12 protein-coding genes are annotated in these 15,739 nt (G+C 66.7%); 9 read left to right on the top strand and 3 right to left on the bottom strand.

Translation table 11 applies throughout. The features are described 5' to 3' along the window. Window positions 1-35 precede the first annotated feature (35 nt). From U0034_RS19900 to U0034_RS19890, 3 genes are read left to right on the top strand one after another with little or no spacing between them, the layout of a single operon-like run. Window positions 36-977 carry an ABC transporter permease gene (locus U0034_RS19900; RefSeq protein WP_085229857.1) on the top strand — a complete coding sequence of 314 codons (942 nt, stop codon included), beginning with the start codon at window positions 36-38 and terminating at the stop codon, window positions 975-977. Between the two features lies 1 nt (window position 978). Continuing rightward, a complete protein-coding gene (locus U0034_RS19895) occupies window positions 979-1,863 on the top strand; it encodes an ABC transporter ATP-binding protein (RefSeq protein ID WP_085229856.1) in 885 nt (294 codons plus the stop codon). Beyond that, window positions 1,860-2,621 carry an ABC transporter ATP-binding protein gene (locus U0034_RS19890; RefSeq protein ID WP_085229855.1) on the top strand — a complete coding sequence of 254 codons (762 nt, stop codon included), beginning with the start codon at window positions 1,860-1,862 and terminating at the stop codon, window positions 2,619-2,621. The genes U0034_RS19895 and U0034_RS19890 overlap by 4 nt, the downstream gene beginning before the upstream one ends. Window positions 2,622-2,653: 32 nt before the next feature. Here U0034_RS19890 and U0034_RS19885 read toward each other — a convergent pair whose 3' ends face one another. Beyond that, entirely contained in the window at window positions 2,654-2,941 is a 288-nt protein-coding gene (locus U0034_RS19885) for a hypothetical protein (RefSeq protein WP_158243575.1), read from the bottom strand. On the opposite strand from U0034_RS19885, the gene U0034_RS19880 reads away from it, so the two are divergent. Both U0034_RS19880 and U0034_RS19875 read left to right on the top strand, forming a co-directional pair. Further along, entirely contained in the window at window positions 2,922-4,334 is a 1,413-nt protein-coding gene (locus U0034_RS19880) for a tetratricopeptide repeat protein (protein ID WP_158243574.1), read from the top strand. The two genes, U0034_RS19885 and U0034_RS19880, sit on opposite strands and share 20 nt — an antisense overlap. Window positions 4,335-4,408: 74 nt before the next feature. After that, entirely contained in the window at window positions 4,409-7,312 is a 2,904-nt protein-coding gene (locus tag U0034_RS19875; RefSeq protein WP_139831212.1) for a tetratricopeptide repeat protein, read from the top strand. Here U0034_RS19875 and U0034_RS19870 read toward each other — a convergent pair. Next, on the bottom strand, window positions 7,309-9,426 hold the full coding sequence (locus U0034_RS19870; RefSeq protein WP_085229852.1) for a D-(-)-3-hydroxybutyrate oligomer hydrolase: 2,118 nt from the start codon (window positions 9,424-9,426) through the stop codon (window positions 7,309-7,311). The genes U0034_RS19875 and U0034_RS19870 overlap by 4 nt on opposite strands. 560 nt (window positions 9,427-9,986) lie before the next feature. Here U0034_RS19870 and U0034_RS19865 point away from each other — a divergent pair. Then, window positions 9,987-10,916: a transglutaminase-like domain-containing protein gene (locus U0034_RS19865; RefSeq protein ID WP_139831211.1), complete on the top strand. Its 930-nt coding sequence runs from the start codon at window positions 9,987-9,989 to the stop codon at window positions 10,914-10,916. A gap of 71 nt (window positions 10,917-10,987) precedes the next feature. Then, entirely contained in the window at window positions 10,988-11,392 is a 405-nt protein-coding gene (locus tag U0034_RS19860) for an InvB/SpaK family type III secretion system chaperone (RefSeq protein ID WP_085229850.1), read from the top strand. 12 nt (window positions 11,393-11,404) lie between these two features. Here the strand turns inward: U0034_RS19860 and U0034_RS19855 are convergent, their stop codons facing one another. Further along, on the bottom strand, window positions 11,405-13,306 hold the full coding sequence (locus U0034_RS19855) for an AAA family ATPase (protein ID WP_085229849.1): 1,902 nt from the start codon (window positions 13,304-13,306) through the stop codon (window positions 11,405-11,407). A gap of 469 nt (window positions 13,307-13,775) precedes the next feature. Between U0034_RS19855 and U0034_RS19850 the strand changes: the two genes are divergently transcribed. Continuing rightward, window positions 13,776-14,402 (top strand): DUF2239 family protein, encoded by a 627-nt coding sequence (locus U0034_RS19850; RefSeq protein ID WP_085229848.1) that lies wholly within the window; start codon window positions 13,776-13,778, stop codon window positions 14,400-14,402. Window positions 14,403-14,504: 102 nt separating this feature from the next. Next, window positions 14,505-15,350 (top strand): helix-turn-helix transcriptional regulator, encoded by an 846-nt coding sequence (locus tag U0034_RS19845; protein WP_085229847.1) that lies wholly within the window; start codon window positions 14,505-14,507, stop codon window positions 15,348-15,350. Window positions 15,351-15,739: the final 389 nt, after the last annotated feature.

Below are 15,739 nucleotides of genomic sequence, written 5' to 3'. Positions count from 1 at the left end.
CCGGCATCTCAACGCAACGTCCTATTCGATTCGCCATGGCTTCCTCACCCGATCATCCATCGCTCGATATCGAGCGCCCATCGCTGCGCGCCTGGCTGCTCGCCGAGGCGCCGCGCTCGCGCGCGCAGGCGAGCCTCGGCCTCGCGTACCGGCGCTGGCGCCGTTTCGCCGGCAACCCACTGAATCTTCTGGGCCTCGGTATCCTGCTCGCGCTCATCGCCGTGGCACTCGCCAGCCCGCTCATCGCGCCACACGATCCGTTGCGCCAAGTGCTCGCCGACCGGCTCCTGCCACCTGGCTCGCCGTCGCATTGGCTCGGCACCGATCAACTCGGCCGCGACATCCTGTCCCGGCTCATCGCAGGCTCGCACCTCACGCTCGGCATCGCGATCCTCGTCGTGCTGATCGTCGTGCCGATCGGGCTCCTCATCGGTACGACGGCAGGATTCTCGGGCGGCCTCGTCGACACCGTGCTCATGCGCATAACCGACGTGGCGCTCGCCTTTCCGAAGATCGTGCTGGCGCTCGCCTTCGCGGCCGCGCTCGGCCCTGGCGTCGTCAACGCCGTCGTCGCGATTTCGATCACGGCGTGGCCCGCGTATGCACGGCTCGCGCGCGCGGAGACGATTCGCGTCGCGCACGCCGACTTCATTCATGCCGCGCGGCTCCAGGGTGCATCGGGCCTGCGCATCCTCATGCGCTACATCATGCCGCTTTGCATGTCCTCGGTGATCGTGCGCGCCACGCTCGACATGGCCGGCATCATCCTGACGGTTGCCGGCCTCGGCTTTCTCGGGCTCGGCGCGCAACCGCCGAGCCCCGAATGGGGTTTCATGGTCGCGTCGGGCCGTAACGTGCTGCTCGACGCATGGTGGGCCGCGACCATCCCCGGGGCGGCAATTCTGCTCGTGAGCCTCGCGTTCAATCTGCTCGGCGACGGCCTGCGGGACGTTTTCGACCCGCGTCACGGAGGCTGAGATGCGCACCCCCCCCGCTACCACGCCTGCGCACGCCCCACTCGTCGAAATCGAAGGATTGCGTATCGGTTTTCGCGGGCACGACGGCGAGACGATCGACGCCGTGCGCGACCTGTCGCTGACGCTCGCGCCGGGCGAGCGGCTCGGCATCGTCGGCGAATCGGGTTCGGGCAAATCGCTGACAGGGCGTGCGCTATTGGGCCTGCTGCCCGATGCCGCGCACTGGCAGGCGCGCACGATGCGTTTTGCCGGACGCGACCTGTTGCCGCTTTCCGGACGCGAGCGCCGGCGCCTGTGCGGCTCCGAGATGGGCATGATTCTGCAAGATCCCAAGTACTCGCTCAATCCGGTCATGACGGTGGCCGCACAAATGGCCGAGTCGCTGCGCCTGCACGAACCGGGCTTGTCTCGGCGCGCGCTGAGGCAACGCATTGTCGATGCGCTGGCCGCCGTGCGCATTCGCGCGCCCGAACGCGTGGCCGACGCCTATCCGCACGAACTGTCGGGCGGCATGGGCCAGCGCGTGATGATCGCGATGATGGTATCGAGCGGCCCCAGGTTACTCGTGGCGGACGAGCCCACATCGGCGCTCGACGTTGCAGTCTCGATGCAGGTGCTCGCCGTGCTCGACGAGATGGTGGCGCGCCACGGCACCGGGCTCATGTTCATCAGTCACGACCTTCCCCTCGTGATGTCGTTCTGCGACCGCGTGGCCGTCATGTACGCCGGGCGCGTGGTCGAGACCTGCGCGGCTGCCGATCTCGCGCATGCGTCGCATCCGTATACGCGCGGGCTGCTTGCCGCCACCCCGCCGCTTGCGAACCCACCCGAGGAATTGCCCGTGCTGCAGCGTGACCCCGCCTGGATGAGAGAGGCTGTCCGATGATCGAGCTCAGCCATGTATCGATCCGCTTTCCCACGCGAACCGGGCACGTCGATGCGGTACGCGACGCGAGCCTTTGCGTTCGTCAGGGCGAGGCGTTCGGCCTCGTCGGCGAATCCGGCTCGGGCAAATCCACGCTGCTGCGTGCGCTGACGGGGCTCGTTCCGCTCGCCGCCGGCTCGGTGGCCATCGGCGGGCGGGCCGTGGACGGCAAGCTCGAACGCGCGTTTCGCCGCACCGTGCAGATGGTGTTTCAGGATCCGTACGGATCGCTGCACCCGCGTTTCACCGTGGACGAAACGCTGCGCGAGCCGCTCGCGATCCATAAGATCGGCGATGCCGACGAGCGGATCGCCCGTGCCCTCGCCGACGTGGGCCTCGGCCCCGCCTTCCGCTTCCGCTATCCGCATCAGCTCTCGGGTGGGCAAAGGCAGCGCGTCGCCATTGCGCGCGCGCTGATCCTCGAGCCCCGCGTATTGCTGCTCGACGAACCCACCTCGGCGCTCGACGTATCGGTTCAGGCGGAAATTCTCAACCTGCTGCGGCGCCTGCATCGCGCACGCGATTTGACGATAGTGGTCGTCAGCCACAACCTCGCCGTCGTCGGTTTTTTGTGCCAACGGCTCGCGGTCATGCAAAACGGCGAGATCGTCGAACAACTGGACGTCGCAGACGTGCGCCGCCGTGATGTCAAGACCGACTACACCCGCACCTTGCTGCAAGCGACGGAAGGTTATCGGCGGCAGGCCCGGGCCGATTGAGTCGCCTCATGCGCTCGGGCGGCGTCGATGCGTCACCTCGCCGCACCGGCGCCGCGGGCGAAACAGCGCACTGCGGTCGGGCCAAGCGGCAATTTACCCTTAAGCTTGCACATCGCGTTGCCGATATCGCGGATACGCCGTCTTATCGTCCGCCGTTCTGTTGCCGATTGCATGAATAACAAGCTGAACCGTTTTTCCGCAGCAGCCTGCGCCGCCTTGCTGCTGAGCGCGTGCGCCCACAATGCGGCGCCTCGGGCCATCGAACCCGCGGCACCGCCAACGCCCGCACCGGCTGTGCCGATGGTCTCCATCTCGAACATGCCGCCCGATGTGCTTGCCGTTTGCCGACAATCGCTGGCCGACGCGAGAGCGGGCCGCGTGGCGTCCGGCGAGGCGCTGGCCGACGAATGCCTCTCGTCCGCAAGCCTTCCCGTGCCGTTGCGACTGGCGATGCTGCAGATGCGAACGGCCTACGCGGCCGGCCGGCATGACTACGCCGCCGCGGTGGACAGTCAGCTTGCGGCGATGGCTTTGACACCGGGCCCCCTCGACGCCCAGCGCATCCTGCTCGCATCGCTTTATCGTCTCGACAAGCGTTATCGGCAGAGCCTGATCGAACTCGACCGCGTTCGCGATGCGCATGAAAACGCACCCGACCAGGCGAATGCGCAAGGCCCCGACTATCATCGGGAGCGCGGTGCCACGCTCGCCGCGCTCGGGCGCCCGCGCGAAGCCCTCTCCGAGTTCGACCGTGCTATTGCGATGGCGCCGGCCGCGGCGGCGTCCTATCTCGAGCGCGCGCGTACTTACGAAGCCGTGGGCAAGGCAGCCGCGGCACGCGCCGACTATCGCAGATTCGCGCGGTGGGCGCCCGAAGAAAACATCGACGCGCGCACGCGGGCCACGCTGGAAGCGCTCGGCATCGACGCCGCCGCCGAACGCCGCCATCCGTTCGGCTCGACGAATCCGCTGCGCAATTTGTTCTCGCAACAATTCAAGTCGGCACAAAGCGCCCTGTCGAAAGCGGCTCGTTCCCCCTCGCAAGCGGCCGAAGCGTATTTCGAGCTCTCGCTCGCCTGCGACGGAATGGGCCGCCATGACGAAGCGCTTCGCGCAATAGACAAGGCCATTGCGCTCGCGCCCGACAATGTCGGCTACCAGGAATCGAAAGTGGAGACGCTGACCCTGCTCGGACGAATGAACGAAGCGCTCCAACTGGCTGCGTCGCGACGCCTGCAGGCGGATGACCCGATGACCGTCATTGCGCGAATCCATATGCACCGCGGCGAGTGGGCGCAGGCCGAAGAAGCGTTTGCACGCGTCGCGAAAGGCAAGCTGTCTTACGATCAGGACTATCTGGCGGCTACGTACGTGTGGCTGCGCGCGAAAAGCGGCGGCACGGCACCCACGCTTGCCTACTTCGAAGACTACATTCAGCGGGCAACGGCTGATGGCGCCGCTCATTACCGGCGCGCCCTGCTGCTCTACATGCTGGGTCGGATGGACATTGCCGGCGTTTATGCCCTCGTCGTACGCCTGCCCGACCCCGTGGCGATCCAGAACGCACTGGCGGAGACATGGTTTCTCGCCGCGGCCCGCGAGCGTTATACGAATCATGACGACGGCGCCGCACGCGCCTATCTCGAGCGCCTGAGCGAATTGCAGCCCTACGGCACGATCGAGTGGAACATGGCGGAACGGGGGGACGTGTGACCCTTTCCCGCCCGCAGATCTCCGCACGTTCCCCCCGGTCGTTGCCGCTTCGCCTCGGCCTTCGGCGCACCGCGTTGCTGGCATCGCTGGCATTCGCGGCGGCAACGGGCATGGCGCCCGGCGCCGCCGATGCCGTGCCGGCGCCACTTCGCGATGCCGCCCACGAGCCGCAGCGAGGCCGAACCTTCATCGCGCCGTTCAGCGACGCGACGACCCCGTGCGTATTGCAGTTCACGGCGAACCGGCATTTCGCCGCCTCGCCGTTTTCCACGCCGGCGCAGTCGCTCGCGGCCTGCCGCACCGAAGCGGACACGGGCAATTTCGACGCGCGCGTCGTCTATGGCCAATTGCTGCTGTTCGGCTATGCGGGGCGCGCAAGCGACACGGGGCTCGGCATCATCGAAGACGCCGCGGCGGAGGGATCGCCGGTGGCCGAGCGCCTGCTCGGTGCCCTCTATCACGACGGTAACCGCGTTCCCCGGGACTACGACGCCGCCCGCCGCTGGTTCGCGCGCGCCGCGGCCCGCGCAGACGGCGCCTCCGCCAACGCGCTCGGCATGATGAACTACAACGGCGAAGGCGGCCCGGTCGATTTCGCCGCGGCCTATGCCGCCTTTGCCGAGGCGGCGAGCGACGGGGACGCTCGCGGTGCCACCAACGCCGGTCGCATCCTGCTTGCGGGCCGCCCCGGCGTCGCGCAGGACATACGCGGCAGCATCGGCTGGCTTGCGCTCGGCGCATCGCGGCACGACCCCGATGCGCAATGGCTCCTCGGCCTTTCGCTGCTGCGCGGTACCGGCATCGAGCGCGACGTGAAGAATGCCGCCGGCTGGATCGATGCAGCCGCGGGCCGCGGACAGCTCGATGCGAAGGCGACGCTGGCGGACCTCTATTTGAGCGGCACCGGCGTGCCGCGAGACGACAAACGAGGCTTCGACCTCATGTTGTACGCCGCGCGGCGCGGCTCGGTCTATGCTCAACGCCGCGTGGGCGAACTGTACGCCGCCGGTATCGGCACCGCGCGCAACGACACCGTTGCCCGGCAATGGCATCGCAAGGCCGCGCTCAGCGACGATGTGATCGCCCAATTCGAACTCGCAACCGAATATCGTTACGGCCGTGGGGGGCCCGTCGATTTCGAGGCAGCGATCGGCTGGATGCAAGGCGCGGCACAAGCGGGCCTCGCGGCGGCGCAAAACGACCTTGGCGCGATGCTGCAGCAGGGCGAAGGCGGCAAGCCCGACTTCCGGCAGGCGCAGCAGTGGTATCAGCGCGCGGCCGATCAGGGTTTCGGCATTGCCTCGTACAACCTGGCCTCGCTTGCGTATCGCGGCCTGGGCATGCCGCCGGACAAGACACGGGCATATCGCCTCGCGCAAGCAGGCGCGCGGGCTGGCTACGCCCCCTCGGCGGTCATGACGGCCGCCATGCTTTACAAGGGGGACGGCGTGGCGGCCGATCTGCCCGGCGCGCTCGCCTGGTACCGCAAAGCGGCCGATGCGGGCAATGTCGACGCGCAGCGCGCAGCGGGCTGGATGTACCTGCGCGGCGAAGGCGGACCGCGCGACGTTGCGCTCGCTCATCGTTATTTCACGCTCGCCGCGCAAGCGGGCGATGTCTACGCACAGACGCTGCTCGCCGAATCGCTCGCGTCCCAGCCGGCCGAGGCCGACAAGAAGGCGGCGAGGCAATGGCTCGACAAGGCACTCGCGCGGAAGTTCGGCATGGCCTATGCCGTCATGGGCGAATTTCATCTGTCCGGCAACGCCGCGCCGCGCGATCCCGCCGCGGCGGCGCAATGGTTCAGGCGGGGCATCGAGGCGAACGATCCGTTGTCGCAGCGTTTGCTCTGTCTGGGCTACGTCAGTGACGCGCTGCCGCAGATCTCATCGGGAGAGGCACTGCCCGCTTGCCGCGCCGCCGCCGCATCCGGCGATGCCCTCTCGATGCGGCAGCTCGCTATCGGTCTTGGCCCGCGCGAGGATGCGCGCGAGCGCGTGTACTGGCAATGGCGGATCGCCAGCACGGGCGACGCCGCTTTCGAGACGATGCTGGCGAAATCCTACGATATGGGCGACGGCATCGCGATGGACTTCGATGCCGCGCTTTACTGGCTGCGCCGCGCGGCCGCGCAAGGCAACGCCGATGCGCAAAGCGCGCTGGCCCAGCATCTTCTTCTCGGCCTCGGCGAGCCACGCAACGATCAGGAAGCGTTCGCGTGGGCGAGCCGCGCATCGGCGCGCAACGCGCAGGCCTCGATGCTCATGGGGCTCTGCTATCTGAACGGACGCGGCGTCGAACGCGATGCGGCGCTCGGCCGGAAATGGCTGGAAGCGGCCGCCACCGCGGGATCGGGCGAGGCTGCCCGCACGCTCGCGTCGCTCTATGAAGGCACCGACGATGTGGCGGCCGACGATGTGGCGGCCGACGAGGCACGCGCAATCGATTGGTACCGCAAGGCCGCCGCGCTCGGCTCCGACGCGGCGCAAATCGTCCTTGCTCTGCGCACACGGCACGAAGATGGCGCGGACGCATTCTCGCCGCGCAAGGCTCATTGGCTCGTGACGGGCGAGGAGCGCGAACCGTCGACGCCAAGCGGGCGCACCGATGCTTCCGCTTCATGGAAAGCGTTCCTCAGCCTGAACGGCGCCTTGTCGGGCGATCCGGTCGAGCAATACGAGACCGGTGTGCGCTATCTGACGGGCGACGGTATCGCGCGCGACAAAGCGCTCGGGGCTGCATGGTTGCAGCGCGCGGGAGCCGGGTTCGCCGCCCGCGCGGCGTTGAGGCGTTACGCCGAAGCCGTGCGCGGCGTCGAAGCCCGGGTACGTGAGGCAATGACGCCGGACGAACGTGACCGGGCGCGGTTGCTCGCCGCGCACCTGATGCAGACCGTCGGCCCCGAGCCGGCCGCCGCCGGCGCACCGGCATCCATGGCCGAAGCGCACGCACCGGCCGGGCCAGCACAAGCGCGCTAGCGTGGTACCCGCACGGTGCCGCGGTTGACGTCGATCGCATTGCTGCCCGGATTCATCACGATGTCGGGAAGGTTTGCGGCCGCGAGCGCGGGGGCGGCTCCCGGCGTACCGCCGCGCGGCACCGTGCGAACGACCTGCGAAGGCGGCAGCGCCACACCGTTTTTCAGGTGCCGCCACATGAGGTTGAGTGCCTGCGTGTAGTAGTAATGAACGGGCACGAAACGCGTATCGAAGCCGGGCACCCCCAGAAACGCATCGAAATGCTGGCCGTTGAGGACTTCGTAATAGGACAAAGCGCTGCGCCGCCCCTCATGCACGCTGTTGGCAGCCAGATAAGCGCGCGAGGCATGGTTGACCGGTATGAGCGCGTCACTGCGGCCCTGAACGATGATGGTGGGCTTGCGATGCAGATCGCCATCGACTCGGATGGCGTCGACACTCGCATGCATGCGTGCGTCGCCCCTCGTCCAAAGTGCACGCAGACATGCCGCCCCCGTGAAGCTCGCATCGGCGGTGGCCAGCCGATGATCCGCGCCGCCGGGAGGTGTGAGGTTATAGACGAGGTTGATGCCGTTGGTCGGAGGCACGCCGTTGCCGACACCGAACACCGTCGGCATCGGCGAGACGAGCGGCGCAACGCCGGCTGCGCCGCTCGCGTCGGTTGTCCCGAAGCTGAAGCCGCATAGATTGGCCAGCACGCTCGAACGGGTATAGGCGTTCGCGTAAGTGACGGCGACGGCGGGCACCGCCTGCGAATCCCACATCGGAGCGTGCAGGACGTCCGAGTCCGACTCGTAGCCGGCCTGATGCAAACGCGCAAGCGCATCGGCCGCCTGCGCCGGCGTATCGCCTCCATCGATCAAGCCCGCCGCGGCCAACGAAGTGCAGCGCGCTTGCCGGATCGCCGTCGTGGTGGCGACCGGCAATGCCGTCAGATACGGCGCGCCGGCCGCATCGGGCGCAAGCGCCGCGCACGGCGCAAGCAGATTGGCCAGCGTCATGTAGTCGGCAAGCGGCTTGCCCGCCGCCGCGATACGCTCGCCGCCCTCGACGATCTCAGCGCGACGCGGCATCCGCACGCTGACCTGCGGCTCGCCCACGACGACGCCCGTGATCCAGCCGCGCCGGTCCTCTTCGGCGGCGGCAAGCGAGGCCCCGCCGCCATTGCTCACCGACGCCGCAATCGTCGTGATGCTGCCGGGCCGATAGCGCACGCGTTCGCGCGCAGAGACCGCGGCCGGCGGAAACTGGCGATTCAAAACCCAATAGGCGAATTGGATCGCGCGCAGCGTATCCTTTCCCCATTGCGCTTCGGGGTTTTGCTGCGAATGCGCGTGCTTGAAAGCATAGCGGTTCGGGTATGCGCGATCGAACGCGTCACGCGCACGCGCGGATATATTGGCTGTGAACAGACTGTCTTTTCCAGCGGCGGCGGCATCGGCCACGCGGCCGTCGATCAATGTGACGCGATTCGTCATCAGTTCGTGCGCGCCGTTACCCGATCCTTTATCCGTATAGGCAACGGCGCACCCGCGCTTGAGCCCCCACTCGCCCGCAGCCGAGATCGCACCGTAGACGCCGCGCGAACCCGAGGACGTGGCCGTGACGATGCAGGGATTCGCCGGATCGAAGCGCGCCGGCACCTGAACGAGCAACGTTACGTTGCGCCGGCCGCTGCCGTCGTCGGCATAAGCGAGGTACTCGGTTCCGGCGATCTTTCCTTCGCCGAGCGTGTCGTTGCCGTCGAGGTCGACATTGGGGCCCCAGTACCGGCCATAGCCGCCGTTCGCGGTCATATCGACGAGTGCCCGGTAGTTCGACCAGACCGCGAGCCGCCTCAGCTCGGCAGCGGTGGGATTCGCCGGGTCGGCGACAGCCGGCGCGGCACCGGCAAGCCCTGTTTTTCCAAGGCCCGCCGTCAGCAGATCGTCGGCAGTGCCGTCATATGACGTGATACGCAAACTGCCCGCGACGACGAAAGGCGGCGGACTGTCGGTTGCGAAGGCGATGTCGTCGCCGTCGTCGGCATGTGCCTGGAAAGACAGCATCGCCGCTGCCATTGCCGCGCCCGCCACGAGCGCTGAACCCCCGGTTGCAATCGTCACACGTCTCATCGGCCATCTCCTTGTTGGTGCCCATGAAAACTGCGCGGAATCACTGCCAGCAACGCCCACGGTCAGTGATGATACGTCCGGCCGCGGCGTTCGGCCAGCACGCCGCGCGCGCGCACATAGGCGTTCTCGAAAGCGCCGCGCCCTTTTCGAAAGCCGAAGGCGGGACGATTTTCTAGTCTGCACCGAGGGGAGCGATTTCCGGCCGCCAGGCCGCAAGCCCGATCCCTGCAACGGTGCAATGACCGAATTTCTCTCCCCGGTATGACGCTATGCCCACGATCCCGCTTTTTCGACACGCCCCTTCTCCCGCGCCCGTGCGCGAGCATGCATCGCAACCGGCCGGCGCCCCCGCACGCACGACCTCGCTGCAACGGCCGCAGGTACCGGCACACGGCATACAGCGCAGCGGCGAGGTGCGGGGCGGCTGCGCCGCGCCCGGAGGCCGCTCGCTTGCCGGCGGCCTGCGATCCGTCCGCAACACGTTCGTCAGACTGCGAGACGCCGACGCCGGCCGCATCTTCGACATGCGCAGGCAGTCCCGCGACAAGGAACTGCGGAGCATGCATGCGGCCTCCGCCTCCCAGCGCGGCATCGGCACGAAAGACATCGGGCTGGCGGCTTATCTGACCGCACGCTCCACGCTGCATCGAACCATCGATGGGCCTGAGCTCCCGAGTCTGCGCAAAGCAAATGACACGGTCACCAAGACCCGGGCGCTGTTGTCTCATGGGCGGGGCAATGTGGCGACCGACCTCGCCAAAACACAAGAACCGTTCTGGCGGACGAGGTTCGGCCGCATGAAAGCCAAGTCGTACAGAGGCGACCTCGCGGCCGCGGGCGCACTGGCGATAAAAATGAAGGCCGGCAACTGCGGCGAGCATGCAAACGTGGCTACCGTTTCGCACGCCCGAAAGCTCGGCGAAGGCGAGACCTTGCAGTTCGTGAGCGGTGCGGGCGTGGACCATGCGTGGGCCGAGAACAAGCTGCCGGACGGCGGGCGGGTCGTTCTGGACGCGTGGGCCGAGGGGCCCGCGATCATGAGCGAGGACAGCCGCTTCAGCCAGCGGGAGACTTCGCGCAACGTCTACGCTTCGTTCTCGCTCGATGCCGCTCGAGCGCTCGCCGAACAAAAGGACAAACATCTGGAGTCGTTCGAGCGGAACCCCGACCTCGATAAACAGTGGGAGGACTTCAAGACGGAAGCGGCAAAGAAAAAGCTAGCCATGAGCAAACGTCACGTCTTTGCGCCAACGCCCGTCGTCAGCCAGGCGTTTCAGACCGCCGTCGGCGACCAGCAAAAAGAGGCGGCCCGCATGGCCAGGCGGACCAGGAAAGAAGCCCGACTGACCTCGTCCAGCACGGCGCATGTCGCGCTCGGCAATGAGATCAAGGCTGTGGGAGCGGCCCGCGCATTGGGTGCCAACGTGAAGCAGTCGCTGCAAAGCAACGAGCCGATTCTGGCCGCAGTAAAGAAGCAATTTACCAAGTGACGTGCGGACGGCTCGATCACGAACGGTCAACCGTCTTCGCTCGCTCCGCCGCCCTCAAAGGAAAACCCGAGATGTACACGACGCTGCACGACACACTGCGTGCCGCCCTGATCGAAGCGGGCGCGCCCGACGACCGCCTCGGCGATTTCGACCAGCACAGCACGATCGCCCTCGAACTGGGCGATGCCGGTACGATCCTGCTCTCGCACGACAACGATCGGCTCTGGGCATGGAGCCAGATCGGATGGCTCCGCGCTCCCGATATCGAGCGGCACGCGGCGGCCATTCTCGCGCGCTTGCAAGATCCCATGCCGGGCTGCGTCACGGGGCAGGCCGTGTTCGGCAAACGAAACGACGTCTATGAAATCAAATTGCTGCTCGAAGGCGAATGCGCGCGTTCCCCGCAAAAGCTATACGAGGCGCTGGACGCGTTCTTCGCCCTTCTGATCGCACTGCACGAGACGGTTTCCGTCTAGCGAGGCGGCCGCTCAGGCGGCGGCCGCTTCCTGCGCGAGATGCAGGCCGGCGTTCGTCGCCGCCTCGTGTTCGCGAACGAGACGGTAGACCGTTTCGCCCGGCACGGTTTCCGACTCGAGCAATTGGTCGGCGATCGCGCGCAGCACGGGCTCGTAGCTGTGCAGCAAGGCGTAGCATGCGTCGTTGAGGTCCTTGAGCAGCACGTTCGCGTGTTCGATCGCGTTTTTCAGCTGAAGGCCGGCCACCTGCTGCGGCAAGGCGGCCAGACTGAACAGATTGCCGTCCTCGTTGAAGCCGTACTTCGACACCATGTCCAGACTGATCCGCGAGGCTTCCTGCAGATCCTGCGCGGCACCGCTCGATGCCTCGGAAAACACGAGCAGTTCGGCGTTGCGCCCGCCGAGCAGCACTTGCACCTCGTTACGCATCTCGGTCTCGCGATAGAGGTGCTTGTCCTGCATCTTCGTAACGAGCGCGACACCCAGCGCGCCGCCGCGCGGCAAAATCGTGACTTCTTCCAGCACCCCGGTGCCGAGCAGCGCCGCCACGAGCCCGTGCCCCGCCTCGTGCACCGCGATGCGATTGCGCTCCTCGTCCGACAATGCCCGCTCGGCGCCGCTCACGTCGCCGATACGGGCGATCTTGATCGCTTCAAGGAAGTGCGCCGACGCGACGGTGTTCTCGCCCGCCTTGCGCGCGACGAGCCCCGCCTGGTTGACGATCATCGACAACGACGCGGGCGAGAGTCCCGTCGTCAGCCGCGCGAGCTGGTCGAAGTCGATATCGTCGGCTTTCGCCGTGAGCTTGGCTGCATAGAAACGCAGAATCCGCGCGCGATCGTCGAGGTCGGGCAGGCGCACCTGCACGGTTCGGTCGAACCGGCCGGGGCGACGCATCGCCTCGTCGAGATTGTCGGGGTGGTTCGTGGCCGCGACGATAATGACGCCCTCGTTCGACTCGAATCCGTCCATTTCCGCCAACAGCTGATTGATGATGCGGTTGCTCTCCGCTTCCACGGGGCCCCCGCCCGTATCGGTACGCTTGCCGAGACCGTCCGCCTCGTCGATGAAGATGACCGTGGGCGCATGACGGCGCGCGAGTTCGAACAAATGCCTGACCTTCTGGATGCCGACACCGTAGTACTTCGCGCTGAAGTAGCTACCGGTGATCGAAATGAAATTCGCGCCGCATTCGCCGGCCAGCGCCTGCGCAAGGCGCGTCTTGCCGACCCCCGGCCCGCCCGTCATCAGGACGCCGCACGGCGCGCGCACGCCCATCGACGTGAACTGCGAAGGATTCGTCAGATAGGACTGCACGTCCGCGAGCGCCGCCTTCGCCTCGCCCGCGCCGATCACGTCCACAAAGCGCAATGTCGGCGACTTCTCGAGCAGGCTCGCGCCGCCGCGCATTTCGCGGCGCATGAACCAGAGCAGCCCGCCCATCAGCAGCACCGGCAACAGCAGGCTGAGCGCATCGCGCGTCTTGTCGAATACGTCGCTCCAGCGGGCCGAGCCTGTTCGCACGTCGGCATCGGGCAGCCAGACCAGTTGATACGCCGGATCGCCGCCCGCTTTCAATTCGTCCTGCAGCAATACGTTCGAAAGCGCCGCGTTATGGTCGGTGACGAAATACCTTTCGCCAGATGTCGTCGACACGAGGATCGCGCTCTTGCTCAAACCGACGGCGGCCACACGGCGCTCGCGAATGTCGCGCAGCATCTGCGCGGCGTCTTTCTCCTGACGCGTCCAGGCCGACGCGTCGCCTCGCATCTGGCTCGCCACGCCCGTCACCTGAGGATGGCTCTCATGGCGCCAGTGCACGAACACGGCGGCAGCCGCCACAGCCGTCGCGATCATGCCAAGAACCAGATATCGGCCAATGCGTGGCCATGGCGAATTCGTTGCCGGTTTCATCAGTCAATCGATTCTCAAAACAGGGCCGAATTAAAAGGCGCAATGCGCCTATTGTCGGAAGAAAATAAAGACGCTTCTATCGATTCGGCGCGCGGGCGCGCCTGTCGGTGGCGCTTCAGGTGGGGAATGGCGCGTTCGACCCTCTTTATACGCGCTTTACCACTGCAATTATGCCTTGGTTCAACGCAATGCCAAACGCCGGATTGGTGTGGATTTTCCCGTCAATCCATCCATTCGATTTTTCGCGGCGCGAACAGGTCGTCGTCGCACGTCGGATTGACTTTCATCGCACGAATCCGGCGGCGCGCCCATCGCATTGATACATCGTCAGCTTGGCGCACGCGCTCGGCAGCCACCTCGAACGCCCGTACGATCGGGTCGATAATTTTACCCGGGCGTTATTGACAGTCAATTTTCATCCGGGTATAAACACAACCTCATCCTCTTCCGAGACCATACGGTGGCAGACATGCTCCTTCACTCGTTCACGGCATTCGCCGGGCACCGGCGTATTGCGTCGGGTTCGCTGCAAGCGGTCGCACTCGCGATCAAGCACGCCGCGAAGCAAGATGCGGCGAGCCCGCTCTGGGTATTCGACGACGAAACCGGCCGGCCCCTCGATATCGACACGCGCGGCACCGACGAGGAAGTCGCCGCCCGTTTCGCCGCAGGCGAGGAGCCACCGCTCGAAACGGCGGCCGCGCGTGACTCGTCGCCTCCTGCGGCCGGCGAGCCACGCGGCCGCGGCCGGCCGAAGCTCGGCGTCGTGGCGCGCGAGGTCACGCTGCTGCCGCGGCATTGGGAGTGGCTCGCGAGCCAGCCCGGCGGCGCGTCGGTCGCCCTTCGCAAGCTCGTGGACGAAGCGCGGCGTACGTATGCGGACAAAGACAGGCAACGCCGGTCACAAGAGCGCGCCTACCATTTCATGTCGGCGATGGCGGGCGATCTGCCCGGCTTCGAGGAGGCGGTGCGAGCGCTGTTCGCCAATGACGCGGCGCGGTTGCACGCGCTCGTTCAGGCGTGGCCCGCCGATGTGCGCGATCACGCGCTGGCCCTCGCCATGGCAAGCGATAGGAGCGACGCACCGGCGACATGACGACTTTCGACCGTCAATACGGCGCATTGGCCCCCGCACGCGTATTACGTCGTCGCGCTAAAGTAGCGGCAGCGCACGCGCGCAATCGACAAGGCATATCTGATGGCAGTGACCACGCTTCCCGAACCGGTCATCACGCTCGGCAGTTTCCTGCGCGAGCGCCGTGCCCGTCTGCACCCCGGCCCCGACACCCAGGGCCGGCGCCGCACGCCCGGCCTCAGGCGTGAGGAGGTCGCGGCACGCGCGAATGTCAGCGTGGCCTGGTACACCTGGTTGGAACAGGGCCGCGGCGGCCCCCCTTCCGCTGAGGTATTGGAGCGTCTTGCCCGCGCGCTCGAGCTCGACGCAACGGGCCGCGAGATGCTGTTCCTGCTCGGTCAGCAACGGCCGCCCCCTGTTCACCGCACCGCGCCGCCACCGGTTACGCCCGCATTGCAGCGCGTGCTCGACGGCATGCCCGCAAGCCCCGCGATCGTCAAAACGGCGACCTGGGATGTCGTGGCCTGGAACGCCGCGGCGGCGGCCGTGCTGAGCGATTACGCCCAATTCCCGCCGAACGAGCGCAACGTGCTGCGGCGCTTGTTCCTCAGCGCCGAGGTGCGCGCGGCCCTGCCCGATTGGGAGGAAAATGCGCGTACCGCCGTTGCCGTGTTTCGCATCGACGTTGCGCGGGCAGGCGGCTCGGGCGACGCTGCGGCACTGGCGGCCGAACTGCAGGCGACGAGCGAGGACTTCCGGCGTCTGTGGGCCGACAATGAAGTCGGCAGCTTCGGCTTCGGCACCAAGCGCTTGCGTCACCCGCGCGCAGGGCTCGTCACGCTCGAATATTCGGCATTCTCCGTCGATGCCGCGAAAGGCCTGACGCTCATCGTATTCGCACCCGCGTCGCCCGCCGACAGCGAGGCCATTGCCACGATCGTCGCGGAAAAGCACCGGCAAGGCCGATGACGGACTGCCGGTCGCGATAACGTCCTGCTTCCGCGCACGCGGCGCCACTCCATGCCTTCGCGCGGCATCGAATGCAATGCGCATCACGAATGTATCGGCGCGGATTTTCAGAAAGCACGGCATAGCCGGCTTTTGCACGACAGGCAATTTCGCGCCGCTCGAAATACCCGGCAAAGCCGCACCGCGCTTGAGGTATATCGCAAAGGTATGCCTGCGATGATGAATTTGAATATTACAAACCGAATCGCGATACCTATACTGCCCTTCGCTGCCCTTCGCTGAAACCCAGCCTCCTCCACGGTAGCAGCACCCGCTCATCGAGCGCATCCGTCATCGCGCGTTTTTCCACGCACGATGCGACCTTTTGCGCGCTCGCGCCGGGCACCTTT

Origin of the sequence: Trinickia caryophylli, from assembly GCF_034424545.1 — a bacterium.
Classification (GTDB): Bacteria; Pseudomonadota; Gammaproteobacteria; order Burkholderiales; family Burkholderiaceae; genus Trinickia; species Trinickia caryophylli.
This window is presented reverse-complemented; position numbering and strand designations above follow the sequence as displayed.

Bases quoted from the DNA above. Each gene is read 5' to 3' on its own strand.
- U0034_RS19900 (WP_085229857.1), top strand. From the start codon at position 36: ATGGCTTCCTCACCCGATCATCCATCGCTCGATATCGAGCGCCCATCG.
- U0034_RS19895 (WP_085229856.1), top strand. From the start codon at position 979: ATGCGCACCCCCCCCGCTACCACGCCTGCGCACGCCCCACTCGTCGAA.
- U0034_RS19890 (WP_085229855.1), top strand. From the start codon at position 1,860: ATGATCGAGCTCAGCCATGTATCGATCCGCTTTCCCACGCGAACCGGG.
- U0034_RS19880 (WP_158243574.1), top strand. From the start codon at position 2,922: ATGGTCTCCATCTCGAACATGCCGCCCGATGTGCTTGCCGTTTGCCGA.
- U0034_RS19885 (WP_158243575.1), bottom strand. From the start codon at position 2,941: ATGTTCGAGATGGAGACCATCGGCACAGCCGGTGCGGGCGTTGGCGGT.
- U0034_RS19870 (WP_085229852.1), bottom strand. From the start codon at position 9,426: ATGAGACGTGTGACGATTGCAACCGGGGGTTCAGCGCTCGTGGCGGGC.
- U0034_RS19865 (WP_139831211.1), top strand. From the start codon at position 9,987: ATGCATGCGGCCTCCGCCTCCCAGCGCGGCATCGGCACGAAAGACATC.
- U0034_RS19860 (WP_085229850.1), top strand. From the start codon at position 10,988: ATGTACACGACGCTGCACGACACACTGCGTGCCGCCCTGATCGAAGCG.
- U0034_RS19855 (WP_085229849.1), bottom strand. From the start codon at position 13,306: ATGAAACCGGCAACGAATTCGCCATGGCCACGCATTGGCCGATATCTG.
- U0034_RS19850 (WP_085229848.1), top strand. From the start codon at position 13,776: ATGCTCCTTCACTCGTTCACGGCATTCGCCGGGCACCGGCGTATTGCG.
- U0034_RS19845 (WP_085229847.1), top strand. From the start codon at position 14,505: ATGGCAGTGACCACGCTTCCCGAACCGGTCATCACGCTCGGCAGTTTC.